The 25,360-nt window shown below is 70.2% G+C and carries 19 protein-coding genes; 11 read left to right on the top strand and 8 right to left on the bottom strand.

Annotated elements, in window-relative coordinates; translation table 11 throughout:
* Positions 1–47 precede the first annotated feature (47 nt).
* Positions 48–170 carry a hypothetical protein gene (locus ACZ6I1_RS20425; RefSeq protein WP_469289063.1) on the top strand — a complete coding sequence of 41 codons (123 nt, stop codon included), beginning with the start codon at positions 48–50 and terminating at the stop codon, positions 168–170.
* On the opposite strand, the gene ACZ6I1_RS20420 is transcribed toward ACZ6I1_RS20425, so the two are convergent.
* The 5 genes from ACZ6I1_RS20420 to ACZ6I1_RS20400 form a co-directional block, all read right to left on the bottom strand.
* A complete protein-coding gene (locus ACZ6I1_RS20420) occupies positions 163–1,098 on the bottom strand; it encodes a carbohydrate ABC transporter permease (RefSeq protein WP_469289061.1) in 936 nt (311 codons plus the stop codon). The genes ACZ6I1_RS20425 and ACZ6I1_RS20420 overlap by 8 nt on opposite strands.
* A 13-nt stretch (positions 1,099–1,111) precedes the next feature.
* Complete coding sequence (locus ACZ6I1_RS20415) at positions 1,112–2,056, bottom strand: carbohydrate ABC transporter permease (RefSeq protein WP_469289059.1); 945 nt, start codon at positions 2,054–2,056, stop codon at positions 1,112–1,114.
* A gap of 19 nt (positions 2,057–2,075) precedes the next feature.
* Positions 2,076–3,500: an N-acetylglucosamine/diacetylchitobiose ABC transporter substrate-binding protein gene (gene ngcE, locus ACZ6I1_RS20410; protein ID WP_469289171.1), complete on the bottom strand. Its 1,425-nt coding sequence runs from the start codon at positions 3,498–3,500 to the stop codon at positions 2,076–2,078.
* Between the two features lie 311 nt (positions 3,501–3,811).
* Positions 3,812–6,526, bottom strand: coding sequence for an aconitate hydratase AcnA (acnA, locus tag ACZ6I1_RS20405; protein WP_469289057.1), 2,715 nt, complete (start codon positions 6,524–6,526; stop codon positions 3,812–3,814).
* A gap of 155 nt (positions 6,527–6,681) precedes the next feature.
* Positions 6,682–7,692, bottom strand: a complete 1,011-nt coding sequence (locus ACZ6I1_RS20400) for a LacI family DNA-binding transcriptional regulator (protein WP_469289055.1) — start codon at positions 7,690–7,692, stop codon at positions 6,682–6,684.
* Positions 7,693–7,869: 177 nt separating this feature from the next.
* On the opposite strand from ACZ6I1_RS20400, the gene ACZ6I1_RS20395 reads away from it, so the two are divergent.
* From ACZ6I1_RS20395 to ACZ6I1_RS20360, 8 genes are all read left to right on the top strand, one after another.
* Complete coding sequence (locus tag ACZ6I1_RS20395; RefSeq protein WP_469289053.1) at positions 7,870–9,747, top strand: amidohydrolase; 1,878 nt, start codon at positions 7,870–7,872, stop codon at positions 9,745–9,747.
* Between the two features lie 141 nt (positions 9,748–9,888).
* The gene (locus ACZ6I1_RS20390) at positions 9,889–11,418 is read left to right on the top strand and encodes a helix-turn-helix domain-containing protein (protein WP_469289051.1); all 1,530 of its coding nucleotides are present in this window, start codon (positions 9,889–9,891) and stop codon (positions 11,416–11,418) included.
* Between the two features lie 126 nt (positions 11,419–11,544).
* On the top strand, positions 11,545–12,930 hold the full coding sequence (locus tag ACZ6I1_RS20385) for a 3'-5' exonuclease (protein ID WP_469289049.1): 1,386 nt from the start codon (positions 11,545–11,547) through the stop codon (positions 12,928–12,930).
* On the top strand, positions 12,927–13,646 hold the full coding sequence (locus tag ACZ6I1_RS20380; protein WP_469289047.1) for a DarT ssDNA thymidine ADP-ribosyltransferase family protein: 720 nt from the start codon (positions 12,927–12,929) through the stop codon (positions 13,644–13,646). Before ACZ6I1_RS20385 ends, ACZ6I1_RS20380 begins: the two co-directional genes overlap by 4 nt.
* Positions 13,643–15,373 carry an ADP-ribosylglycohydrolase family protein gene (locus tag ACZ6I1_RS20375; RefSeq protein WP_469289045.1) on the top strand — a complete coding sequence of 577 codons (1,731 nt, stop codon included), beginning with the start codon at positions 13,643–13,645 and terminating at the stop codon, positions 15,371–15,373. The genes ACZ6I1_RS20380 and ACZ6I1_RS20375 overlap by 4 nt, the downstream gene beginning before the upstream one ends.
* Before the next feature lie 106 nt (positions 15,374–15,479).
* A complete protein-coding gene (locus ACZ6I1_RS20370) occupies positions 15,480–16,874 on the top strand; it encodes a cytochrome P450 (RefSeq protein ID WP_469289169.1) in 1,395 nt (464 codons plus the stop codon).
* 55 nt (positions 16,875–16,929) lie between these two features.
* Positions 16,930–17,484, top strand: a complete 555-nt coding sequence (locus tag ACZ6I1_RS20365) for a hypothetical protein (protein ID WP_469289043.1) — start codon at positions 16,930–16,932, stop codon at positions 17,482–17,484.
* Between the two features lie 198 nt (positions 17,485–17,682).
* Entirely contained in the window at positions 17,683–18,366 is a 684-nt protein-coding gene (locus ACZ6I1_RS20360) for a hypothetical protein (RefSeq protein WP_469289041.1), read from the top strand.
* 123 nt (positions 18,367–18,489) lie between these two features.
* On the opposite strand, the gene ACZ6I1_RS20355 is transcribed toward ACZ6I1_RS20360, so the two are convergent.
* Both ACZ6I1_RS20355 and ACZ6I1_RS20350 read right to left on the bottom strand, forming a co-directional pair.
* Entirely contained in the window at positions 18,490–19,629 is a 1,140-nt protein-coding gene (locus ACZ6I1_RS20355) for an amidinotransferase (protein WP_469289039.1), read from the bottom strand.
* A 2-nt stretch (positions 19,630–19,631) separates the two neighbouring features.
* On the bottom strand, positions 19,632–21,179 hold the full coding sequence (locus ACZ6I1_RS20350) for an MFS transporter (RefSeq protein ID WP_469289037.1): 1,548 nt from the start codon (positions 21,177–21,179) through the stop codon (positions 19,632–19,634).
* A gap of 83 nt (positions 21,180–21,262) precedes the next feature.
* Here ACZ6I1_RS20350 and ACZ6I1_RS20345 point away from each other — a divergent pair, with 83 nt between their 5' ends.
* Positions 21,263–23,347, top strand: a complete 2,085-nt coding sequence (locus tag ACZ6I1_RS20345; protein WP_469289035.1) for a S9 family peptidase — start codon at positions 21,263–21,265, stop codon at positions 23,345–23,347.
* Between the two features lie 55 nt (positions 23,348–23,402).
* Positions 23,403–24,068, top strand: coding sequence for an HAD family hydrolase (locus ACZ6I1_RS20340; protein ID WP_469289033.1), 666 nt, complete (start codon positions 23,403–23,405; stop codon positions 24,066–24,068).
* On the opposite strand, the gene ACZ6I1_RS20335 is transcribed toward ACZ6I1_RS20340, so the two are convergent.
* The gene (locus tag ACZ6I1_RS20335) at positions 24,049–25,278 is read right to left on the bottom strand and encodes a transcriptional regulator (protein ID WP_469289031.1); all 1,230 of its coding nucleotides are present in this window, start codon (positions 25,276–25,278) and stop codon (positions 24,049–24,051) included. The genes ACZ6I1_RS20340 and ACZ6I1_RS20335 overlap by 20 nt on opposite strands.
* Between the last annotated feature and the right edge of the window lie 82 nt (positions 25,279–25,360).

Below are 25,360 nucleotides of genomic sequence, written 5' to 3'. Positions count from 1 at the left end.
CTGGCCGGGGCCGGGATGTTCGTCGCGACGGGCCGGACCCCGGCAAGGTGACCGTTTCCGCACTGCTGACCGCCGAGGGCGAGAAGGGCAGGGCGCTCGAGGAAGCCGTCGGCAACCTCTCGCTGGATCCTTCGGTCTCGGCGGTCGGCTGGGCGGTCGTCCCTACTTGAGGGTGGCCGAGGTCAGCCCGGCCTGGATCTGGCGCTGGAAGGACAGGTAGACCGCCAGCATCGGGATGATCGCGATGGTGGCTCCGGCGAACAGCACCGGCAGGTCGGTCTCGTAGCCCATCTGGTACTGGAGCTGGACGAGGCCCTGCGTGAGCATGTAGCGCTCGGGCTCGCCGCTCGTCTGCGGCTGCATCAGCACGGCGGGCAGGATGTACTGGTTCCACTGGCCCAGCACATTGAAGATCCCGACGCTGATCAGGCCGGGCTTGGCCATCGGCAGCATCACCTGGAAGAAGATCCGGGTGTCGGAGGCCCCGTCGATGACCGCCGCCTCGTGGATCGCCGTGGGCAGCGTCCGGAAGAAGGAGTGCATGAAGAAGACGGTGAACGGCATCGAGTAGGCGACGTACACCAGGATCAGACCCTGGTAGGTGTTCAGCATGTCGAAGCGCTTGACCATGAAGAACAGCGGCACGAGCGCCAGGAACACGGGGAACATCGCCCCGCTGACGAAGAAGTAGTAGACGACCCGGTTGCCCGTGAAGGGGTAGCGGGCCAGTACGTACGCGGCCATCGAGCCGAACAGCATGGTCAGCGGCACCGAGAACACCAGCACGATCAGGGTGTTGGCGAAGTAGCCGCCGATGCCCTTGTCCCAGGCCCGGCCGAAGGCGTCGAAGTGCCAGTTGGCGGGCCAGCTGAGCGCCGAGCCGCCGATCTGCGCGTCGGTCTTGAAGGCGCCGAGCGCGAGCCAGATCAGCGGAAGCACGATCATTATCGCCCAGAGGACGAGGAAACCGTGCGAGAAGACGTTGAGGACCACGCCCTCCGAACGGCGCCCGCCCCCCTCCCCCGCCCGGCCGGGCTTCCCGGACCGCTCCGCGGCCCGTTCGCCCGGAGCTTTGACCACTGTGGGCTGTGCAGTCATCGTGGAACTCCGCTCAGAACTCGATGCGCTCGCGGCGGGTGGCACGCAGCGTGATGACGGAGAGGATCATGGTCAGGACGAGCATGACCACACCCATGGCGCAGGCGTAACCGCTCTTGCCGAAGTACAGGAAGTTGCGCATCAGGACCGTCGCCATGACCTCGCTGTGGTGGTCGGGTCCGCCGCCGAACTGGCCCGAGGTCATGGTCGACACGAGGACGAACATGTCCATCGCGGCGATGCCCAGGTAGACCGCGGAGGTCTGCACAGAATCCCACAGGAGGGGCAGCGTGACCTTGAAGAAGGTCTGGGCGCGCCCGGCGCCGTCGAGCAGGGCGGCCTCGTAGATGTCCTTGGGGACGGACTGCATGGCCGCCGAGAACAGCACGAGGTAGAAGCCGACGCCGTGCCAGACGACCACGAACAGCAGGCACCAGAGCACGAAATTGGGCTCGTTGAGCCACTCGACGGGGTGTTGCGCGGAGATCAGGCCGAGCTTGATGAGGAAGCCGTTGAGCAGGCCGCCCTCGTCGCTGCGGTAGATCGCGCCGAACAGGACGGCGAGGATGGCGAGGGAGAGGACCTGCGGGAAGAAGTAGACGACCTTGTAGAAGCGCGAGCCGCCGACGCCCTGGACTCCGCCCGCCCCGCTGCGCCCTCCCGCGTTCACCATGAAGGCGAAGAAGAGGGCGAGCAGGATGGTGATCACCGGGACGAACACCAGGAGCAGCAGGTTGTGCCAGAGCGCGTCGCGGAAGACCTCGTCCTTCAGCAACGTCGCGTAGTTGTCCAGGCCGACGAAGTCGAACGTCGGGGACTGCCCCGTCCAGTTGGTGAAGGAATAGCCGAACGTCTGCACGTACGGCCAGATGACGAACGTCAGGTACAGCGCGAGGGGCGCGAAGAGGAAGCCGGTGATGAAACCGGCCCTCCCCCTGCTCTGGGCTACGTGGCTCATGGTGTCCGTCCCTGCGGTGTCAGCTGCGGCGGTTGTTCTTGGCGTTCGGGTCCTTGGCCGCCTTGTCTACCGCAGCCTGGGCCCGCTTGATCCACTCCTTCGGCTGGATCCGCTGCGCCATCAGCTCATTGGACGCGTTCTGGATCTCGGTGTCCATTTCGCTGTACCAGTCGGGGTAGCGGTAGCTGAAGGTGTGGGTGCCGGCGGCCTTGAGGGCGTCCACGGCGGACTGGGTGCCCGGCCGCAGCTTGACGCTGGGGTCGACGCCGTCCTTGACGACGGTGAGCGAGTTGGCCTGCTGGGCGAAGATCGTGGACCATTCGCGAGACAGCATCGAGCGGAGGAACTCCAGGCCCCCGGCCTTGTTGGCGGCCTTCTCGGGGACGATGAAGGGCTCGTCGACGCCGGCCCGGATGGCCTCGAAGGGCAGCTTGCTGTCAGCGAGCAGGGGCACCGGCAGGAACTTCATGTCGAAGTCCTCCGGGGTCTGCTTCAGCTGCTCGTTCTCCAGCCAGGAGCCGGAGGGGATGAAGGCGGCTTTGTACTGGTTCCAGGCGGTCTGGGACTCCGTGTGGGTGAGGCCGTTGGTGCCGGGCATCAGCAGGCCCTTCTCCACCACCTCGTAGACCGCCTCGACCGCGGCGAGGGCGGCCGGGTTGCCCTCGAAGGCGTTCGGCTCGAGGTGGTCGATCGCCTTCATGGCGTCCAGACCGCCCTTCTTGGCGATCAGGTCCATGATGACCACGTTGATGTAGTATGGGTACTTGCCCTGGTGGGCGAGGCCGCCGATGCCCGCCTCCTTGGCCTTGGTGCAGACGGCCAGGAACTCGTCCCAGGTCTTCGGCGGCGTCCAGCCCTTCTCCTTGAAGAGCTTGCCGGAGTACCAGAAGCCGAAGACGGCGTACACGTACTTCAGGGTCACGAACTTGCCGCCCAGCATGCCCTGTTCGACGGCTCCGGCGACCAGGGTGTCGCGCACCTTCTTGCTCGGGTCGTCGAGGGAGGGGGCGTCGAGCACGGCGGTGAGGTCGGCGAGCTGGTTGCCCTTGGCGAGGACGTCCAGCTTGATCTGCTGGGCGCCGGAGTCGTCGACGACGTCCGGCGGGTTGCCGCCGTTGAAGCGCGGCTGGAGCTTGGCGGTGATCTCCTGGGTTCCCAGGTGGGAGCTGGTGGTGCCCCACTTCTTGTCGAAGGCGGCCTCCCAGGCCTTGGCGTAGTCGTCGCCGAACCCGCCCTTGAAGACGACGACGTCCAGCTTGCTGCCCTTGGCGACGCCGAAGGGGTTCTCCTTGGAGACGACGCCCTTGTCCGGGCCCTTCGTGCTCTGCTCGCCGCCGGAGGCGCAGGCGGACAGGAAGCTCATCGTCGGCACCGTGATCAGTCCGAGTGCTGCGGAGCGCTTGATCAGATCGCGGCGCCCGAGGCCCTCACCAGTGGATCCCATGCTCATGTCCTCGCCTTCGTCAGAAGTGTGAAGGAGGCCGGGACGGCACGGCGGTTGCCGTGCATGCGGGCATCACCGCAGGTCCCCGCCCATCCCCCCGGCCCGGGCCGCTCGTCGCGCGGTGATCCGGACGCGCACAGGTATAGTCCACTTCCGCTCACGTGAGCAAGATCATGCACACGTATGGCGGCCAGCTTTTCCGAGTTGAGACCTGGCCGTCACCTGCGCCGGCCGCCAGAAGAACGGAAGGGCCGCATCCCCTTGATGGGGATGCGGCCCTCAGGCGCCGTCGGACCGGCCCGCGGTGGTGCTTAGCCGCGGATCAGGTTGCGGAGCACGTACTGCATGATGCCGCCGTTGCGGTAGTAGTCCGCCTCACCCGGCGTGTCGATGCGGACGACCGCGTCGAACTCCACGCCCGTGTCGGTGGTGACCTTGACGGTCCGCGGGGTGGTGCCGTTGTTCAGCTCCTCCACACCGGTGAAGGCGAAGGTCTCCTCGCCGGTGAGGCCCAGGGAGGCCGCCGTGGCGCCCTCGGGGAACTGCAGGGGCAGGACGCCCATGCCGATCAGGTTGGAGCGGTGGATGCGCTCGTAGGACTCGGCGATGACGGCCTTGACGCCGAGCAGCGCGGTGCCCTTGGCCGCCCAGTCGCGGGAGGAGCCGGAGCCGTACTCCTTGCCCGCCAGGATGACCAGCGGGATGCCGGCGGCCTGGTAGTTCTGCGAGGCGTCGTAGATGAAGGAGACGGGCGCGCCCTCGACGGTGAAGTCGCGGGTGAAGCCGCCCTCGGTGCCCGGCGCGATCTGGTTGCGCAGGCGGATGTTGGCGAACGTACCGCGGATCATGACCTCGTGGTTGCCGCGGCGGGAACCGTACGAGTTGAAGTCGCGGCGCTCGACGCCGTGCTCCGTGAGGTACTTGCCGGCCGGGGTGTCGGCCTTGATCGCACCGGCCGGGGAGATGTGGTCGGTGGTGACCGAGTCGCCCAGCTTCGCCAGCACGCGGGCGCCGGCGATGTCGGAGACCGGGGTGGTCTCCATCGTCATGCCCTCGAAGTAGGGGGGCTTGCGGACGTAGGTGGACTGCGGGTCCCACTCGAACGTGTTGCCGGTGGGGATCGACAGCGCCTGCCACTGGGCGTCGCCCGCGAAGACGTCCTGGTAGGACTTGCTGAACATGTCCTCGCCGATGGCGTTCGCCACGACGTCGTTGACCTCGGCCTCGGAGGGCCAGATGTCCTTGAGGAAGACCGGGTTGCCCTCGGTGTCGGTGCCGATGGCCTCGGTGGTGATGTCCACCTTCATGGAGCCCGCGATGGCGTACGCGACGACCAGCGGCGGGGAGGCCAGGTAGTTCATCTTGACGTCGGGGTTGATGCGGCCCTCGAAGTTGCGGTTGCCGGAGAGCACCGAGGTGACCGCGAGGTCGTGCTCGTTGATCGCCTTCGAGATCTCCTCGTCCAGCGGACCGGAGTTGCCGATGCAGGTGGTGCAGCCGTACCCGACGAGGTTGAAGCCCATCTTGTCGAGGTACGGGGTCAGGCCGGCCTTGTCGAAGTAGTCGGTGACGACCTTCGAGCCCGGGGCCAGGGTGGTCTTGACCCACGGCTTGCGGGACAGGCCCTTCTCGACCGCCTTCTTCGCCACGAGCGCCGCGGCGACCATGACGTAGGGGTTCGAGGTGTTGGTGCAGGAGGTGATCGCGGCGACGGTGACGGCGCCGTGGTCGATCTCGAAGGAGGAGCCGTCGGCCAGGGTGACCAGGGTCGGGCGGGTCGGCACGCCGTTGACGGTGGCCGGGGCGTCGGAGGCCGGGAAGGACTCCTTGCCCGCCTCGTCGTCGTCCTCGACGTAGTTGCGCACGTCGAGCGCGAACTGCTCGGCGGCGTTGGCCAGGACGATGCGGTCCTGCGGGCGCTTCGGGCCGGCGATGGAGGGGACGACCGTGGAGAGGTCGAGCTCCAGCTTCTCGGAGAAGTCCGGCTCGGCGGCCGGGTCCAGCCACAGACCCTGCTCCTTGGCGTACGCCTCGACGAGCGCGACCTGCTGGGCGTCGCGGCCGGTCAGGCGCAGGTACTTCAGCGTCTCGTCGTCGATCGGGAAGATCGCGGCGGTGGAGCCGAACTCCGGCGACATGTTGCCGATGGTGGCGCGGTTCGCGAGGGAGGTCGCGGCGACGCCCTCACCGTAGAACTCGACGAACTTGCCGACGACACCGTGCTTGCGCAGCATCTCGGTGATGGTCAGCACCAGGTCGGTGGCGGTGGTGCCGGTGGGCAGCTCGCCGGTCAGCTTGAAGCCCACGACGCGCGGGATCAGCATGGAGACCGGCTGGCCGAGCATCGCGGCCTCGGCCTCGATGCCGCCGACGCCCCAGCCCAGCACGCCCAGGCCGTTGACCATGGTGGTGTGCGAGTCGGTGCCGACGAGGGTGTCGGGGTAGGCCTGGCCGCCCCGGACCATGACCGTGCGGGCCAGGTGCTCGATGTTGACCTGGTGGACGATGCCGGTGCCCGGGGGGACGACCTTGAAGTCGTCGAAGGCGGTCTGGCCCCAGCGCAGGAACTGGTAGCGCTCCTTGTTGCGGCCGTACTCCAGCTCGACGTTCTGCGCGAAGGCGTCCTTCGTGCCGAACTTGTCGGCGATGACCGAGTGGTCGATGACCATCTCGGCGGGCGAGAGCGGGTTGATCTTCGCCGGGTCGCCGCCGAGGGCCTTCACGGCCTCGCGCATGGTGGCGAGGTCCACGACGCAGGGAACGCCGGTGAAGTCCTGCATGATCACGCGGGCCGGCGTGAACTGGATCTCCTCGCTGGGCTGGGCCTGCGAGTCCCAGTTGCCGAGCGACCGGATGTGGTCGGCGGTGATGTTGGCGCCGTCCTCGGTACGGAGCAGGTTCTCCAGCAGGACCTTCAGGCTGTAGGGAAGGCGCGCGGCGCCCTCGACCTTGTCCAGCCGGAAGATCTCGTACGACTCGTCGCCCACCTGCAGCGTGCTGCGGGCGTCGAAGCTGTTCGCCGACACGACAGTCTCCTTCATGCATGAATTTCGCGCGTATGACCGCATCCTGCCGCCACGCCCCTTGGCCAATCCGCTAAGGTAAGGCTAAGTTAGGTAACCCTTACCAGCGGGGGCGGCTGCGGTTCGCCTTCGGCAGATATCTCGATGTCGAGATAACTCTAGTACATGTCCGGGGCCAGGGACGAGGCACGCACCCGCAGGCATGCGGGGACCGTGCGCTGTCCCGGCCATTCCGCATGCCCGGATTCGACCAGCGCCACCAGCGCGGACACCGCCGCCTCGGCAATCCGTTCGGGGTTGAGGGTGACGGTGGTCACGGCGGGCTCGAGCGCCTCGTACGCCGGGTCCTCACTCGCGCAGACCAGCAAGAGGTCCCCGGGCGTACGGATTCCGTGGCGCTCGGCGGCGGCCAGCACCTGGTGGCCGCCCGGATCGTAGAGGCTGTAGACGGCGTCGGGGCGGCCGGGCGCGGGCGCGGCGAAGGCACGGTCGAAGGCGCGGCCCTGGACGTCCTCGGGACGGAAGGGGATCACGAGCGGGCGTTGACCGCGCTGCGAGCACCAGCGCGTGTAGGCGGCGGTGACGGCGGCCGTGTAGGACTCCCGCCCGAAGGCGGAATGCAGGGCTGTGCGGCGGGCCCCGGAGGCGGCCAGGTGGTCGAGCACCTCGCGGGTGGTGGCCTCGTGGTCGTTGTCCACCCACACGTCGCCGGGCCGCGGGTCGGCGGGCCGCCCGTCGAAGACCACGGGCAGGCCGCGCGCCCGCAGGGCCCGGAGCACCGGATCGCCCTCCGGGCTGTCGAGCAGCAGCATCCCGTCGACCGCGAGGGTGTGCCACAGGGGCTCGGCCGCGCGGTCGGCGGGCAGGCTGGTCAGGGCGTAGCCGTGGGAGTGGGCGGCGGAGGTGGCGGCGGTGAGCAGCCGGGAGAAGTAGGCCACGCCCGCGAAGTCCCAGGCCCAGTCCGCGTAGGTGGTGACGGCGAGGCCGAGGGTGCGGGTGCGGGGGCCGCGGTGGGTGCCGTAGCCGAGGGCGGCGGCCACCTCCCGGACCCGGCGGCGGGTGCCGTCGCCGAGGCGGCCGGTGCCGTTGAGGGCGTGCGACACGGTCGCGGTGGAGACCTCCGCGGCGCGCGCGATGTCGGCGATGGTCGGTCCGGGCACGCGGGCCATCGTACGGATTCCGTCGTTCGGGGTGGGTTCTGGTTACGGGGTTAATCACCGAGTGTCCTGGCCACACCGACGATCGGATGGGTCATGACGTCTCCTTCCCTGCCTTCTTCTCCGTCTCCGTCTTCTCCGTCTCCGTCTTCTCCGTCTCCTTCCTCCCTGTCCCGGCGGGGGCTGCTCGTGGCCGCCGGGGCCGCCGGGGCCGCGGGCCTGCTCGGCGCGGCGGCCGGCAGCGCCTCGGCCGCGTCGCCTGCGGGGCGCGGCCCGGCCGCCCTGGTCATCCACAACGCGCGGGTGTTCAGCGGGGTCGCTCCGGGCGGCCGGCCGGCCGACGCGGTGGCCGTCGGGCGGGACGGGAGGATCCTGGCCACCGGGGAGGGCTCGGCGCTGCGCCGGTTCACGGGCCGGGACACCGAGGTGGTGGACGCGGGCGGCAACACCGTGATGAGCGGCATCCACGACGGGCACGTGCACCCGCTGGGCGCCGGGGACCGCTCGCTGCGGCCCTCGCTGGAGGGGGCGCAGACCACCGAGGCCGAACTGCGGGAGATCCTGGCCGGGTTCCTGGCCGACAGCGGGACCGGGGGCGCGGGGGCGGAGCCGGACCGCTGGCTGGTGGTGGAGGACTGGAATCCGGTCGGGCTGCTGCCGACCGGCACCGTCCCGCACCACTCGATGCTCGACGCGCTGGCGACCCGCCGCCCGATCGCCCTGGTCGGCGGTGACGGGCACAACCTGTGGGCCAACCAGCGGGCGCTGGACATCGCCGGGATCACGGCGGCCACCCCCGACCCGGTGGGCGGCCAGATCGTGAAGGGGCCCGACGGCCGGCCGACGGGTGTGCTCAAGGACGACGCACAGGGCCTGGTCACGCGGCACGTCCCCGAGCCCTCCCGGGCCGAACTGGTCGCGGCCTGCGCCCGCGTACTGGACCTGGCCGCCGCCTCCGGGATCACCACGATGATGGACGCCCTGGTCGGGCGGCACGAACTGGAGCTCTACCAGGCGCTGTCGCAGGCCGGGAAGCTGCCGCAGCGGATCGTGCCCGCGATCCGGCTGGACGCCGGGCAGGCCAAGGACCCGGCGGCGGCGCTGGAGTACGCGCGCGGGCTGCGGAGGGAGTTCGAGGGGGTCGGCGGACTGCGCTTCGGGATGATCAAGGTGTTCCTGGACGGGGTGATCGAGTACCCGGCACAGACGGCCGCGCTGCTGGAACCGTACCTGGACGGAAACGGCAAACCCACCCAGAACCGCGGGGAGCTGTACACCTCGGCGGCCGAATACGGCGGGCTGACCGCGGCCTTCAACCGGGCGGGCTGGCAGATGCACGCGCACGGGCTGGGCGACCGGGCGGTACGCGCGGCCCTCGACGGGTACGCGTACGCACGCCGGGCCACCGGACAGCGCGACCCGCGCAACGCCGTCGCCCACCTGCAACTGGTGGACCCGGCCGATCTGCGGCGGTTCGCGCAGCTGGGGGTGACGGCCTGCATGCAACTCCAGTGGGCGGCGAAGGACACCTGGACGATGGAGGCACTGCTGCCGTACATCGGGCCCGAGCGGCACCGCTGGATGTACCCGGCGCGGAGTCTGGAGAAGGCGGGGGCGCGGCTGGCGGGAGGCTCCGACTGGCCGGTGGACGCGCTCCAGGTGTGGAACCAGATCCGTACGGCGATCGACCGGCAGGGCGCCGGGGGCGAGGGCGAGCTGTACCGGGAACTGGAGGGCCTGAGCCGTACGTCGGCCCTGCGGATGCACACCGCCGGCACGGCCTGGCAGCTGCGGCAGGAGGGGCTGACGGGCACGGTGGAGCAGGGCAAGGCGGCGGATCTGGTGGTATTGGACCGGGACGTGACGCGCTGCCCGGTGGCCGACATCAGCGGCACGGAGGTACGGATGACGCTGGTCGGCGGGCGGGTGGTGCACGACGCGCAGTCCGCGACCGGCCGGGCGGCCGCGGCGCGCCTGGCCCGCGCGGGATCCGGGCCGCGCCCGGCCTCGTACACGGCGGTGCACGGCGGCCGGCACCGTGCGTGCGGATGCGGCGGCGGGTCCTGACCGGCAGGCCTGCCAAATGGGGCAGACAACTGCAAATGGCGCAACGTGACCACCGGCCGCACCATGGCATCTGACGGTCGGTAACACCCGTTCGGCGTACCCCACGCGATCAACATCTCATATCTGAGATACGGTGCAGCCATGGCAGACGACTACCTCGTACGCATCGGCAAGCTCATCCGTGACGCACGGCAGCACCGCGGCTGGACACAGAGCCAGCTCGCGGACGCGCTCGGCACCAGCCAGAGCGCCGTGAACCGGATCGAGCGCGGCAACCAGAACATCAGCCTTGAGATGATCGCCCGCATCGGCGAAGCGCTCGACAGCGAAATCGTCTCTCTCGGCTACGCCGGCCCGATGCACCTGCGCGTCGTCGGCGGCCGTCGGCTGTCCGGTGCCATCGACGTCAAGACGAGCAAGAACGCCTGCGTCGCACTGCTGTGCGCCTCGCTGCTCAACAAGGGCCGCACGGTGCTGCGGCGCGTCGCCCGCATCGAGGAGGTCTACCGCCTCCTCGAGGTCCTGGGCTCCATCGGCGTGCGCACCCGCTGGATCAACGACGGCGTGGACCTGGAGCTGATCCCGCCGGCGCGCCTCGACATGGAGGCCATCGACGCGGACGCGGCGCGCCGGACCCGGAGCATCATCATGTTCCTGGGACCCCTGCTGCACCGCATGGACCGGTTCCGCCTCCCGTACGCGGGCGGCTGCGACCTCGGCACCCGCACCATCGAGCCGCACATGATCGCCCTGCGCCGCTTCGGCCTGGACATCACCGCGACCGAGGGCATCTACCACGCACGGGTCGCGACCGGGGTCTCGCCGGACCGCCCGATCGTGCTGACCGAGCGCGGGGACACGGTCACCGAGAACGCGCTGCTCGCCGCGGCCCGGCACGACGGCGTCACGGTCATCCGCAACGCCTCCTCCAACTACATGGTCCAGGACCTGTGTTTCTTCCTGGAGGCCCTGGGCGTCAAGGTCGAGGGCATCGGCACCACGACCCTGACCGTCCACGGCATCCCGAACATCGACGTGGACGTGGACTACTCCCCCTCCGAGGACCCGGTCGAGGCGATGAGCCTGCTCGCCGCCGCGGTGGTCACGGAGTCGGAGCTGACGATCCGCCGGGTCCCGATCGAGTTCATGGAGATCGAGCTCGCGGTCCTGGAGGAGATGGGCCTGGACCACGACCGCTCCGCGGAGTACAGCGCCGACAACGGCCGCACCCGGCTGGTCGACCTCACGGTCCGCCCGTCCAAGCTCGAGGCCCCGATCGACAAGATCCACCCGATGCCGTTCCCCGGGCTGAACATCGACAACGTCCCGTTCTTCGCGGCCATCGCCGCCGCGGCCCAGGGCCAGACCCTGATCCACGACTGGGTCTACGACAACCGCGCCATCTACCTCACCGACCTCAACCGCCTCGGCGGCCGCCTCCAACTCCTGGACCCCCACCGCGTCCTGGTCGAGGGCCCCACCCGCTGGCGCGCGGCAGAGATGATGTGCCCGCCGGCCCTGCGCCCGGCGGTGGTGGTCCTCCTCGCGATGATGGCAGCGGAGGGCACCTCGGTGCTCCGCAACGTCTACGTCATCAACCGCGGCTACGAGGAACTGGCCGAGCGCCTCAACTCGGTGGGCGCCCAGATCGAAATCTTCCGCGACATCTAGAACACCTGGCCAAGGACCCCGCCCACCCCGGGCGGGGTCCTTGGCGTAAAACCATCTGGACCATCCGGGCAGAACAGGCATCCTTCACAGAGGCACTGACGGTGCCTCAGAGCTGAAGGGGTGGGGATGGGCCTTCCGGAGCCGGTGGGACGGCAGTCGGACGTGGCGTACTTGCCAGCGGCCGGCCATCACGTGGTTCTCGGTACAGCGGGAACCGGCAAGACCGTGATGGCCATGCTGCGGGCGCTGTACCTGTCGGATCCAGATGTGGCGGGATCCGGCAAGACGCTGCTCGTGACCTACAACAACGCACTCGTCGCCTACCTCAAGCATCTCGGCGCCGAAACCGACCGGCTCGACATTCGCACCTATGCCCTGTTCGCCCGCGGCTTCCTGAATCACCACGGGGCGATGAAGGGACAGGCGATCGTCCAGTCCGACAAGCGCCGCGAGCTGATCCAGTCCGCGCTCAAGACGGTGGCCTCGAAGTACAAGACACACAAGTTCTTCGAGAGGGATCCGGGATGGTTCGAGGACGAGATCATCTGGATCTCGGGGATGGGCCTGCGCACTTGGGAGGCCTATGAGGCCGTTGACCGCTTGGGGCGCCGAACCCCGCTCAATATCTCGCTGCGCAAGGTCGTCTGGGAGATCGCCGAGGAATACCAGCTGCGGCGGGCTGCGGCGGGCCATTCGTACGACTGGCACGACCTGGCTGCCTCCGTCCGCGACCACCAGGCTGCGGACGACGGCCCGCGCATGTACAGGCACGTGATCATCGACGAAGGCCAGGACCTTTCGCCGGAGGAGATCCGCTCGCTCGCGGAGGTCGTTGACCCCGAGGGCTCCGTGACCTTCTTCGGAGACTACGCCCAGCAGATCTACGGGCAGGGGATGTCGTGGCGGGCCTGCGGCCTGAAGGTGGCCCGTGTCGAGATGTTCAAGGACAACTATCGCAACTCGACCGCAATTGCCGAATTCGCCATCGCCCTTGGCGAGATGCCCTTCTTCGGCAGGACCGACGAGCTCGTGCCGCCGGTCGCGCCCCGCTCCAAGGGCTCGCTGCCCACGCTGGTCGCGTGCGCTGACCGCGCGCAGGAGGTGGCGGTGATCCAGTCGATCGCCAAGCAGCGGGGCCAGGTGGGAACGGTGGCCGTGATCGGCCGCACCTGGGCCGATGCCCAAGAGGCCTGCGCGGGTATGGCGGTCCAGCGGATCAGGAAGGACGCGCGGTTCGTCTGGCGGGACGCGCCGGGGGTGTACTGCACCACGTACCACTCCGCGAAGGGGCTTGAGTTCGACACGGTCCTGATGCCCTTCTGCTCCGAGGACACCGTGCCGCTCCCGGAGGTGGTCAAGGCCCTGGGCGTGGACGACGCGGACGAGCGGGAGTCGAAGCTGCTCTACGTCGGTATCACCCGCGCCAAGTCGGACCTGGTCATCACCTACAGCGGGACGAAATCGCACCTGTTGCCCGAAGGCGCCGACCTGTACGCGGAGGTTCAGCCGTGACCCGCACCGGCGGCCTCACCCTGGCGGAGGCCCTGCGGCGGAGCAAGGCCACCCGGCTCGCCCACTTCACCCCTGCCCGCAGCTTCCCGCACATACTGCGCGACGGGGCTATCCGCAGCAGCAAGGACCTCGCGGAGATGGCACCTGAGCAGTTCACTCCCACCGATCGCGACCGGTTCGACCGCCAGCCCGACAAGGTCTGCTGCACCTTCCAATTCCCCAACGGCTACTACCTGGCGGAGGCCCGGAAGAAGCCCGACCACCAGAGCTACCCGGACTGGATCTGCCTGTTCCTGGACGTGAGGCTGGCCCTGCGCGAAGGCACGCTCTTCGCCCCGTGCAACGCCGCGAAACAGAACGGCGCGCGGCTGCGCCCGGGCCCGGAGGCACTGCTGGAACTCTTCGCCGCGACGAGCGACAACTGGCCTCGCGGAGCGGGCCATCTCCAGGGGGCCGCCACCAACTTGCAAGCGGAGGTACTCGTACCGGGCCCCATCGAGTTGAAGCACGTGCTTGCCGTTGCCATGCCAAGCCATGTAGCGGTGAACAACGAGCTGGCGCGGCTACGCGTGCTCAAGGCACAAGTACCGCCATTGACCTGGCTCGTGGAGCCGGTGCTGTTTGATAGGAACCGACTGAGCAGCCGCGTGCGCCACGGACCTCCCCTCACCGAGTCCGTTTGGATGCCGCCACAAAACAATGGGGAGAACCGGTGACCGGACAGAAGCCGGCAGACCTGTTGAACCGCACCCGCGGCCTGCTGTTCGGGGCAGCCGTTGGTGACGCCCTGGGCTGGCCACAGGAGCAGCGCAGCGGCATCGTCGGAGGCCAGGCCTCGCGCAGCACGGCGCCCGCTCTCGCCTTCCGCCCGTGGCTGCGCTGGGCTGGCGGCCAGTACGCCCGCTACCGGGACCCGGTGGGTGCGGGCGAGTACAGCGACGACACCCAGCTGCTGCTCGCCACGGCTCGTGCCTGTCTGCGCGGAGACAACTGGCTGAGTCGGCTCACCGACGTCGAGCTCCCGGCATGGCCGCTCTACCAGCGCGGTGGCGGCCGGGCCGTGCTCAGCGCGTGCCGCAGCTGGCAGGCCGGCACCCCTCCTTGGCAAGGGCAGGGCACCAAGGCTGGCGCCTACTTCAACGCCGGCGCCAATGGCGTGGCCATGAGAATCTCTCCCCACGCCGTCCACACGCTGGACGACCCCTCGCCCGAGCGGCTCGTGTCGCGCGTGGTCGCCGACGGGGTACTGACCCACGGGCATCCGCGCGCGCTGCTCGGCGCGGTGGTCTACGCCCTGGCCGTCCGGCACACGCTCCGGCAGCAGGGCGCCGGCGAGTACGGGGACGTCGTGCTCGCCGTGGCCGGCATGCCGCAGTGGCGCGACCCCGTTCTCGCGCGCGCCGCCCTCCCCGAGGGCTGGGCGACCGCCTTCGCGGACGCCACCGGTGGTGAGTTCGACGCGGCGTGGACCGACACCGTTCGGGAGATGGACGAGCTGCTCGCCATGGCACGGGCATCACTGGAGCGGGCTGCCCTTGCCGACGACGCGCAGACGCTCGCGGCACTCGGCTGCTTCGACAAGAAGCGCAACGGCGCGGGAACCGTCTCGGCGGCCGCCGCATGCTACCTGGCCGCGCGTTCCTCCGTACGCCCGACCATGGGGCTTCTCCGGGCTGCGTTCCTGGACCGTGCCGACACCGACACGCTCGCCTCGATGACCGCCGCGCTGCTCGGCGCCCTGCACGGCACGGACTGGATCGCGCCGCTCATGCGCGAGGTGCAGGACGAGGCCTGTCTCTCGCGCACCGCCGCCGCTTTGGTCGAGCCGCTCCCTGCACCGGGCGCGACTGGGCAGGAGCTTCCGGAAGTGGAACAGGCCCAGTGGCTCGGCTCGCTTGCGGAGAACAGGAGCACGGAGCGGTTCGTTGACGGCCGCGCTGTCACGCAGGTGCGGCACTACAGCCTGGAAAGCAAGAGCCAGGACGTCACGCGCTTCGCACTGACCCTGGACGACGGCCAGTCGCTGTACGTTGACCGCGCAGTGAAGCGAGGGGAGGCTCCGGCCCCCGCACGTCAGGAGCCGCCCGGCGCGACTGCCGCGACGGTGACCCGTATGGCCATCCACGTACGCAGCCTCGCGGAGACCCGGAAGTTCTACGGCGAGGTGCTCGGTCTTCCAGTGCAGGACAGAGGGTCGGTGCTCTATGTGACGCCGTGGCTGGCCCTGTTGGAGATGTCGGGCCCCCTGGACACTCCGACGGCGGGACCGTTGCAGTTCACCGTGCAGACCTCGGACCCGGCGCGCATCACGGCGATGGTGGAGAAGTACAACGTGCCGGTCACCCCCCGGGGCCCCCGCGACATCCTCGGGTCCCTGCGGGTGATCGACCCGGATGGCCATGAGGTCCTGGTCTGGCCGGTGGAAGGGCGGCCCGGGGCCTAGGGGCCGGTGGCCGGTATTCGGCCTCCTCGGGTGGGGCGCCTCGCCAGGTGCGGCGGTGGGCACGCAGAATCAGGCGACGGGTACGGGAGCGAGGGGCGTGGACAGCATGGCGGTGGGCACGGGCGCGGGGGCGGAGGTCCCGGCTCTGGCGGGGGTGCCGTTGGTGGGGTCGCTCTTCGAGCTGAAGTCGGACTCCCTGGGGACCTATCTGCGGGCCCGGCACGAGCACGGGGACGTCGTACGGATCGTCGCCGGGCCGCCCGGGCTGCGGGCCGAGCTGTACTGCGTGTTCTCCGCGGAGGGGGCTCAGCAGGTGCTCGCCTCGGAGTCGGCCAACTTCCGCAAGGACAACCCCTTCTACCAGGAGATCCGGGACTCTTTCGGCAACGGGCTGCTGACCAGTCAGGACGAGGACTACCTGCGCCAGCGCCGGCTGGTGCAGCCGCTGTTCACCCGGCGCCGGGTGGACGGGTACGCGGGGGCCGTCGCCGCCGAGACGGCGGCGGTCGTCGCCTCCTGGGAGCAGGCCCCGGACGGCGTGGTCGACGTCTCCGAACAGATGATGCACCTGGCGCTGCGCGCGGTCGCCCGGATCCTGTTCGGCACCGACGTGGAGGCCACCGTCGACGTCGTGGACCGGTGTTTTCCGGTCATCACGGACTACGTGCTGCGCCGCGGCTACTCCCCCGCCAACGTCCCGCGCAGCTGGCCGACACCGGCCAACAGGCGGGCGGCCGCGGCGATGGACGAGCTCTACGCCGTCTGCGACAAGATCATCGGCGAGCGGCGCCGCACCGACCCCGCCTCTGCGGACGGTTCAGGCGCCCCCGGCGAGGACCTGCTGACGCTGCTCGCCGCCGCCAAGAGCTCGGACGACGGCGCGTTCGCGGCCTCCGAACTGCGCGACCAGGTGCTGATCTTCCTGCTCGCCGGGCACGAGACGACCGCCACCTCCCTCGCCTTCGCCCTGCACCTGCTGGCCCGTCACCCCGGGGAACAGGCCAGGGCCCGCGAGGAGATCACCCGGGTCCTGGGCGACCGTACGCCCGAGGCCGCCGACCTGGACCGGCTCCCGTACCTCAACCAGGTCCTGAAGGAGACAATGCGGCTCTACCCGGCGGCCCCGGTGATCGGCCGCAACGCCGTCGCCGCCACCGAGATCGACGGCCACGCCATCCCCGCCGGCGCGAACGTGATCCTGGCGCCGTGGGTGACGCACCGCCATCCGCTGCACTGGCCCGACCCGGAGCGCTTCGACCCGGAGCGCTTCGCCCCGGAGGCGGAGGCCGGCCGGCCGCGCTACGCGTGGTTCCCGTTCGGCGGCGGGCCGCGCGCCTGCATCGGGCAGCACTTCTCGATGCTGGAGTCGGTGATCGCGCTGGCGGTGATCCTGCGGGCGTACGAGTTCGAGGCCGTGGACACCGAGATCCCGGTCAGCGCCGGCATCACCCTGAGGCCGAACGGTCCGGCGCGCTGCCGGGTACGCCGCCTGGGCGGCTAGCCGGGGTTGGCCGCGGTTGGCCGGGTTGGCCGGGGGCGTCGGCCATCATGGCCGGATGGACGAGGAGCTTCCGGGAAGACTGTCCCCTTGCGTGCGGCGGCCCCCGCGGTCGCACCTGCCCGGATCGCCCGCCCCGGAGCGGCTCGTCCACCGGATCGGCGGCTTCTTCCTCTTCCGCTTCCTGACGGCCCTGCCCGACGACCTGGCCGACGCGGTGTCCGCGCTCGCCGACCCGTTCGAGCGGGCCGCCCGGCTGGTCGGCCGGCTCTTCCACGGCCCGGCCCTGCGGGGCGGCTGGGAGGGCGAGGCCGGCCGCCTCGCCCTGGCCCTGCACGGCTTCCACTGGACGCACTGGCGCACCGAGACCGTGGGCCCGTACGGCACCTTCGCCGCGGCGGCGGGGAAGGTCGTGGTCCGGCCGCCCTGGGGCCGCGGCGACCCCGCCCGCGAGTCGTACACCGCCGCCTGTGCGGTGCGCCGGGTGCCGCGGCTGCGCCGGCGGCCGTGCCGGGTGGACCTGGTCTTCGCGGACGGCTCCTGGGTGGCCCTGCGGATGAACACCCGCGCGGACGCGGCCCGGCTGCGCGACGCCCTGCGGGAAAGCCCTTAGAGCCTGTTTCCGATCCTGGGGCACAAGGTGGCGAGGAGCCCCTCCTCGCCAACGGCCGGGACCGACCAGTCGGATGAATGCTCCCACTGATGCCGGGGCGAACGGGTGAAGCGGCCACCGCACGCCGTGATCCCGCCGCCCGGAGGGCGTTGCCGTACTGCAGGTAGTCCCACGCGAACCACCGACAGGAGACTGACGATGTCCATGCACACGCTGAGGCGGCGGTTGTCCGCCCTCGGGGCCGTCCTCGGGCTGAGCATCGCCCTGCCGTTCACCACCGGGGCCACGCCGGCGTTCGCCCAGCCCAACATCACCGTCACGAAGACCCACGAGGGGAACTTCGTCCGCGGTGGGCAGGGGGTCTACCACGTCGTGATCACCAACAACGGCGACGCGGGAACCACCGGCCCGGTGCGCATCACGGACAACTATCCGCAGGGACTCACGTTCCGTAGCGTTCTCGTCATCGACTCCCCGCCCGGCAGCGTCATTCCCAGTGGTGACTGCCCCGTCGATCTGATCAACGAGACGGGATTCGTCTGCGACTTCACCTTCCCCGCCGGCTCCTCCCTCACGCTCGACATCACCCTGGATGTCGCTCCTGACGCTCCCTGCACCGTCGTGACCAACACCATCACCGCCAGCGGAGCCGAGGACGGAATCCTGACCTCGGCGAGCGACCCCACCCGCATCACGGGCGACACCTGCCCCAACGGGAACGGCAACGGCAACGGCAACGGCAACGGAGGCGGCGGGTCGGTCCTCCCCATCAACATCAACGGGGTCCTCACGGCCTTCAACAACATCAGCACGAACAACAACCTGCACAGCCCCGGGGCGACGAACAACACCAACCAGACCCTCGGGATCAACGCGCCCTGACAGAAGTGGGGTGACGAGGTGTGGTGCTGACGTTGTGCAGGCGGGGGCCGAACGCCTGGGTGCCTGGTCAGAGCAGGGCCGCAGTGCAGTCAGACCGCGGTCTCACCACTCGCCGGCCGGCCGTCAGTCGACGTACGACTCGAGCGTGCCGCGGCGCCGGACGTCGAGGGTGGCGCAGTGGAACGAGCCCGCGAACGGCGCGTAGTGCAGCATGTCGCACGGGATCGGTTCGAATCCCCACCTCTCGAGTGCGCGCAGCATCCCGGTGTGGTGCCGCTCCGCGATCACCCGGTGTTCGTCGATCATGAGGACGTTCATGCTGAGCCATTTGCCGCACATGGACGTGATCTTCAGCAGGCGCTCGCCGATCGGGTCGGGCTCGGGTGCGATCAGGACGTCCCACGAGCTCACGGCCTCGGGCAGGCGGTCGACGTCGATGTATTCGGGGTTGACCAGGACCTTGCCGGGTGCGAGGGGGACGAACGTCGTGTCGATGTGCATCGGTGTGCGGCAGCGGCTCTCGATCTCGTGGATGCGGTAGCCGGGTCCGAGGTGGCGGCGCAGCCAGTCGATGCCCATGCCGTTGGTGACGTTGCTCCGCGTCACGAACAGGTCGCGTCCCGCCCGCACGAAATCCGCCGCGTCGAAGACCGGTTCGAATTCGGTGAGGATGTAGCGCATCGGCTCGCCGGCCGCGGGGGTGCGGTACTCCGCCTCGAACAGTTCGTCCGTGAGCTGTGGTTTGGGCGCCGCCGTCCAGCGTGCGCCGCGCCGGAAGTAGTCCTTGAGGACCGTGCGGTAGGCGTGGGTTTCGAAGTAGCGGCACGGCCACGCCATCGGGGTTTCGATGATCTCGTCGCCGATCACGAGCATGCTGTCGCGCGGACACGTGCAGGTGAATCCGCGCGAGGACCAGTCGGGAGTGCCGAAGCGCCGCCCCTGGTCGAGGGCGTCCGGGCGGGTGACGGTGACGCCGAGGTCCTGGAGCAGGGTGACGAACTGATCGAGCTCGCGCTGCGCCGGCTCGAGCAGCATGCGCGGATATTTCGCGCCGGCGGCGAGCCCCTGCAGCCGCGCCCCCCAGGGCGGGATGTTGCAGGCCACGACCGGGTGTTTGGAGGGGATCCGCGCGCCGTCGAGCCGCCCGACGAGTACCTCCTCGAGGGGGTCCCACTCGTTGTGCGAGCTGACGGGCGACACGAGGGGTTCCGTCGGTCGCCCCGGTTCCGCCGGGTCGGCGGGTTTCATGAGTTCGGTGGCCATGGCTAGACCTTGCTCGGGGTGTGGTTGCCCTGCAGACGTTCGACGTCGGAGGGCCGGACCTGGATGACGAACAGCGCGATGGCCGCCCCCACGAGGGTGAACACGGCCGCGACGACGAAGGCCGCACTGATGCCCGAGGTGAGCACCTGGTCGCTCCAGGGTTTCGGGAACTGACCGGTGCGCTCGAAGTACGCCTTCTGGCCGGGGTCGGCCGTACGCAGGAAGCCCGGCACCTGGTCCTTGGCCTCGTTGCGGCTGGCCGTGCCGAAGACGGTGACCAGGATCGACAGGCCGAGCGAACCGCCCACCTGCTGCATGGTGTTGAGCAGGCCGGATGCCGCGCCGGATTCCCGGTCGGGGACGTTGGACAGGGCCATCAGCGTCAGCGAGACGAACTGGAGTCCCATGCCGAGGCCGAAGATCAGCAGCGGGCCCAGGATGCTGCCCGGGTACGTCGAGTGGACGTCGGTCTGCGTCAGCCAGGCGAGTCCGACCGCCGAGCACAGCGCGCCCCCGACCATGAACGGCTTGGGGCCGTACTTGGGCAGCAGTTGCGAGGTGATGCCGGCGCCGACCGCGACCACCGCGCTCACCGGCAGGAAGGCGAGGCCCGCCCGCAGCGGGCTGAAGCCGAGCACGATCTGCACGAAGAGCGTCAGGAAGAAGAACATGCCGAAGATCGCGCAGGCGAGGAACAGCATGATCCCGTACGTACCGGCCCGGTTGCGGTCGGCGAACATGTGCAGCGGGGTGATCGGCTGGGGCGAGAGCCGCTCGTTGAGGACGAACAGGGTCAGCAGGACCACCGCGGCGCCGAAAGAGGCGAGGGTCCACGGGTCGCGCCAGCCGTCCTGGGCCGCACGGATGAACCCGTAGACGAGCGCGACCATGCCGAGGGTGGACAGCAGCGCGCCGGCGAAGTCGAAGTGTCCAGGGTGGCGTTCGGATTCGCGGATCACCTTCGCCGCCAGCACGACGATGAGCAGGGCGATCGGGACGTTGACGAACAGCACCCAGCGCCAGTCGAGCCAGGTGACCAGCATGCCGCCCGCGAGGAGCCCGATCGCGCCGCCCCCGGCCGAGACCCCCGCGAACACGCCGAACGCCCGGTTGCGGGCGGGGCCTTCGCGGAAGGTGGTGGTGATCAGCGCGAGGGAGGTCGGGGAGGCGATGGCGCCGCCGACGCCCTGGAGGGCCCGGGCGGCCATCAACTGGCCTGCGTTCTGGGCGAGTCCGCCGAGGAGGGAGGCGAGACCGAAGAGCAGGATGCCGGAGATGAAGACCCGCTTGCGGCCGAGGATGTCGCCGGCGCGCCCACCGAGCAGCAGCAGACCGCCGAAGGTGAGCGTGTAGGCGTTGACCACCCAGGAGAGGCTCTCGGTGGAGAAGTCGAGCGCGGTCTGGATGTGCGGCAGGGCGATGTTCACGATGGTGATGTCGAGGACCACCATCAGCTGGCAGGAGGCGATGACGAACAGGGCGAGTCCGTTCCCGCTCCCTCGGACCTTGCCGTCGGTCCCGGTGCTGGTCGGCGTTGCGTTCGGGTCCACCCTGTCGACGCTAAGCCCGCATGCGGAGGGTCACCACTCGAACAGCCTAGGCGATGTGATATTTCACATGTCACACTACGATCATGGATGACTTCCTCAGGCTCTCCGCGACCACCGCCCGATTCACGTACGGCGCCCCGCGCGCCTTCGCCTTCGGGGACGACGGACGGCTCCTCTGGTTCCTGCGGTCCACCGGCGCCACCGACCCCCTCGACAGCCTCTGGGTGCTCGACACGGCCACCGGCACCGAGTCCTGCCGTGCCGATCCCCGCGATCTGTGCCCCGAGCCGGGCGAGCTCCCCGCCGCCGAGCGCCGGCTCCGCGAACGGATACGCCTCGTCGCCGCCGGCATCGGCTCGTACGCGCTCTCCGGCGACGGCCGGCGCGCCGTCTTCGCGCTCTACGGACGGCTGTACGAGGTCTCCGCCGACGGGACCGGACGGCCCGCGCCGGTCCCGGCCGCCGGACCCGCCCTGGACCCCCGCCCCAACGCCGACGGCTCCCGCACCGCGTACGTCAGCGGCGACGCCCTGTACGTCGCCCCGGGCGGCCGGGTCAGCCCCGACGACGGCGCCCGCTGGGGCGTCGCCGAGTTCGCGGCCGCCGAGGAACTGGGCCGCGCGCGCGGACACTGGTGGTCCCCCGACGGGGTCACCCTGCTGGCCGCCCGCGTCGACGAATCCGCCCTCCAGCGGCGGTACTTCGCCGACCCCGCGCATCCGGAGCTCCCGCCCGAGGACTTCGCGTACCCGCAGGCGGGCGGGCCCAACGCCGACGTCCAGCTCTGGGTGCTGGGCCCGGACGGGAACCGGGTACGGCTCGACTGGGACGCCGAGACCTACCCGTACGTCTCCGACGCGGGCTGGGACTCCCCCGAGGAGATCCTGCTGACGGTCCAGGACCGGCTCCAGCAGAACGTGCTGCTGCTGTCCGCCGACCCGGCGACCGGCCGTACCCGGGAGCTGTCGCGCACCACGCACCCGCAGTGGGTGGACCCCCTGGTTCCGGGCACCCCGGCGCGCCTGCCCGACGGGCGGATGCTGACCGCCGCCGACACTCCCCCGGCCACCGCTGGGGGTGCCCCCACCGGCGGCGGGGCCCGCGCCCTCGCGGTGGACGGGAAGCTGCTCACCGGCGACGGGCTGCAGGTCCGCCGCGTGGCCGGGGTCCACGAGGGCAGGCTGCTGGTCGAGGCCGGGATGCGCGACCCCGCCGAACAGCAGGTCCTGCTGCTCGACCTCGCGACCGGGGAGGCGAACCCGCTCGCCGACGGGCCCGGGGTGCACAGCGTGTCCGCCTCGGCCGGGACCCTGCTGCTGACCTCCGCCGACGCCGACGGCGTCCGCCGTACCGTACGCACCGCCGACGGGCGGGAGTTCACCCCCGGCGACCTGTCCCAGCCGCTGCCGTACCGGGTGGTTCCGGTTCTGGAGCGGGTCACCGAGCACGGCGTCCCCACCGCCCTGGTCCTCCCCCGCGACCACGTCCCCGGGCGGCGGCTGCCCGTCCTGATGGACAGCTACGGCGGCCCGGGCTTCCAGGACGTGTCCGCCGAGCCGCGCCGCTGGCAGGCCCGGCAGTGGTGGGCCGACCAGGGCTTCGCCGTGATGACCGTCGACAACCGCGGCACCCCGTACGTCTCCCCCGCCTTCACGCACGCCATGTACCGCGGGTTCTCGGAGGTCACCCTGGAGGACCAGGTCGCGGCGCTCCACGCGCTCGGCGCCCGCCACCCCGACCTCGACCTCGGCCGGGTCGGCATCCGCGGCTGGTCCTACGGCGGCTACCTGTCGGCCATGGCGGTACTGCGCCGCCCCGACGTCTTCCACGCGGCGGCCGCGGGCGCGGCACCGACCGACTTCCGGCAGTACGACACGGCGTACACGGAGCGGTACCTGGGCCTGCCCCAGGACAACCCCGAGGTCTACGAACGGGACTCCCTCCTGCCCGACGCCCCGAAACTGACCCGCCCCCTCCTCCTGGTCACGGGCCTGGCCGACGACAACGTCCACCCGTCCCACACCCTGCGCCTGTCCCAGGCCCTCACGACAGCGGGCCGCCCCCACCAGCTCCTGGCCCTGCCCGGCGTCACGCACATGACCCCGGGCGGGACGAGGGAGCGGGTGATGGCCCTGGAACTGGAGTTCTTCAAGCGCGAACTGGCCTGACCTCGACGCACGGGGCCCCGGAGCCGTCCTTGGCTCCGGGGCCTAAGCTGCCCGCATGACGATTCGCGCTGTGGTTTTCGACGTCGGCGAATGCCTCGTGGACGAGACGCGGGAGTACGGCACGTGGGCCGACTGGCTCGGCGTCCCGCGTCATACGTTCGCCTCGATGTTCGGTGCCGTCATCGCCCAAGGCCGCGACTACCGTGAGGTGTTCCAGGAGTTCCAGCCCCACTTCGACCTGTACGAGCAGAGAGACGCACGGGCCGCAGCCGGTCAGCCGGAACACTTCGACGAGTCGGACCTCTACGCCGACGTCCGGCCGGCGCTCGCCAAGCTGCGTGCCGACGGGCTGTGGCTCGGCATCGCCGGGAATCAGACCGTGCGCGCGGGCGGCATTCTGCGGGATCTCTTCAGTGACGACGTGGACCTGATCGGCACCTCGGACGACTGGGGCGCCAGCAAGCCCGACCCGGAGTTCTTCGTCCGGGTGGCCGCCGCGGTGCCGTTCGCGCCGCAGGAGATCCTTTACGTGGGGGACCGCGTCGACAACGACCTCCGCCCCGGCAAACAGGCCGGAATGCACACCGCGCTCATCCACCGCGGCCCGTGGGCCACGATTCAGTGGACCTCCGAGGAGGCCCTCACGCTGCCCACGTTCCGCGTGGAAAGCCTGGCGGAACTGCCGGGCCTCATCTCGGAGTTCAACGCGCGAGAGCGCTGACCACCGCGCCCCACCCGTACAGCCGGTCGTCGAGGTCGCGGACGCTCTGCTGGTGCTGCCACGGCACCAGCGCGCGCCGCACCTCCCGCACCCGCTCCAGGCCAGTGGCGTACCAGTGTGTTTCCAGGAGTTCCAGAGCGCGCAGTGCGTACTCGACGGCTGCCTCCGGAGCGCGGGCCGCGGCCTCGACTGCGGCGAGATCACCGAGCACCACGGTGCGCTGCTTGTCGGCGTCCGCCGGGAGCTCTTCCAGGACGTGCAGAAGGGTCTCTCGCGCCTGCGGCAGATGCCCGGCACGCAGCTGCGTGTTCCCCTTGAACGCCTGGAGCCTGACCGGGCTGAACCAGTCCATCCATTCAGGGTTCGGGTGCTCACTTCCGGCCGCGAGGAGATCCTCCCCGTGCGCGATGAGGTTCAGTGCGGTCCTGGTGTCGCCGCAGCGGGTCTCACACTCGGCCTCGACCGCATCGAGCCAAGCCAGGAACTCTGCAGAAGCCGGGCCGCGCCGGGCGTACGTGCGCGCGGCCACCATGCGCTCAGCCGCGGCCTGCTGGTTCCCGGCCCATCCGGGGATGAACGCCATATGAGCAAGGGTGGCGGCGCCGAGCAGTGTGTCATCTGCTTCCCCGGCGGCCTGGAGCGCGCGCACCCACGTGTCCCCCGCGCGATCGGGCTCGCGGAGGTCGAAAAACTCGATCCGGCCCGCGAGGAGCCAGGACTCCGCGAGGGCCGCACCCAGAGTCAGTCGCGTACGGCCTGCGGTGGCTTCCAGCAGAGCTGCCCCGAGCGCCGCGTGAGCACTGACGGCAGGGTGAAGCGTGGCGGGAGCAACGGTCCAGTACAGGCGTCGGTGAGCCCGGGTGACAGCTAGGCAGTCCACTGCGGAACTGGCCGGCTGGAGCGCATTCGGGGTCCGGACGGGCCCACGGTTCGGGGGCGGTAGCGCGCTTGCGGCCGTGCGGCGGCCGGGTGCTGCCCCGCTCGGCAGCATGAATCCAAGCTGTGCCAGGTCCTGGCCGAGGAGTTCGGTAAGGGCCTGACGGACCTCGGGGTACGGCAGGGGCGGGTTATCGGACTCCCAGCGGCGGACCTGCCGGATTCCGACGGTGACGCCATGGGCGGCGAGGGCGTCCACGAGGTCCTGCTGGGAGCGGTAGCCAGCAGCCATTCGAGCGGCTCGCAGCCGGGTGTTGCCGGTCGGCCGGGTCATTCCAACCTCCATAGCGCTATGGGTAGATGACCACTGTCCCAGGAAGACCTCCGGGGGGCCACGATTCACCGGTTCGGCTGTA

It is taken from the genome of Streptomyces sp. NPDC046303 (genome assembly GCF_055588085.1).
Note: the sequence above shows the minus strand (reverse complement) of the source record. Positions and strands in the feature narration are given on the sequence as shown.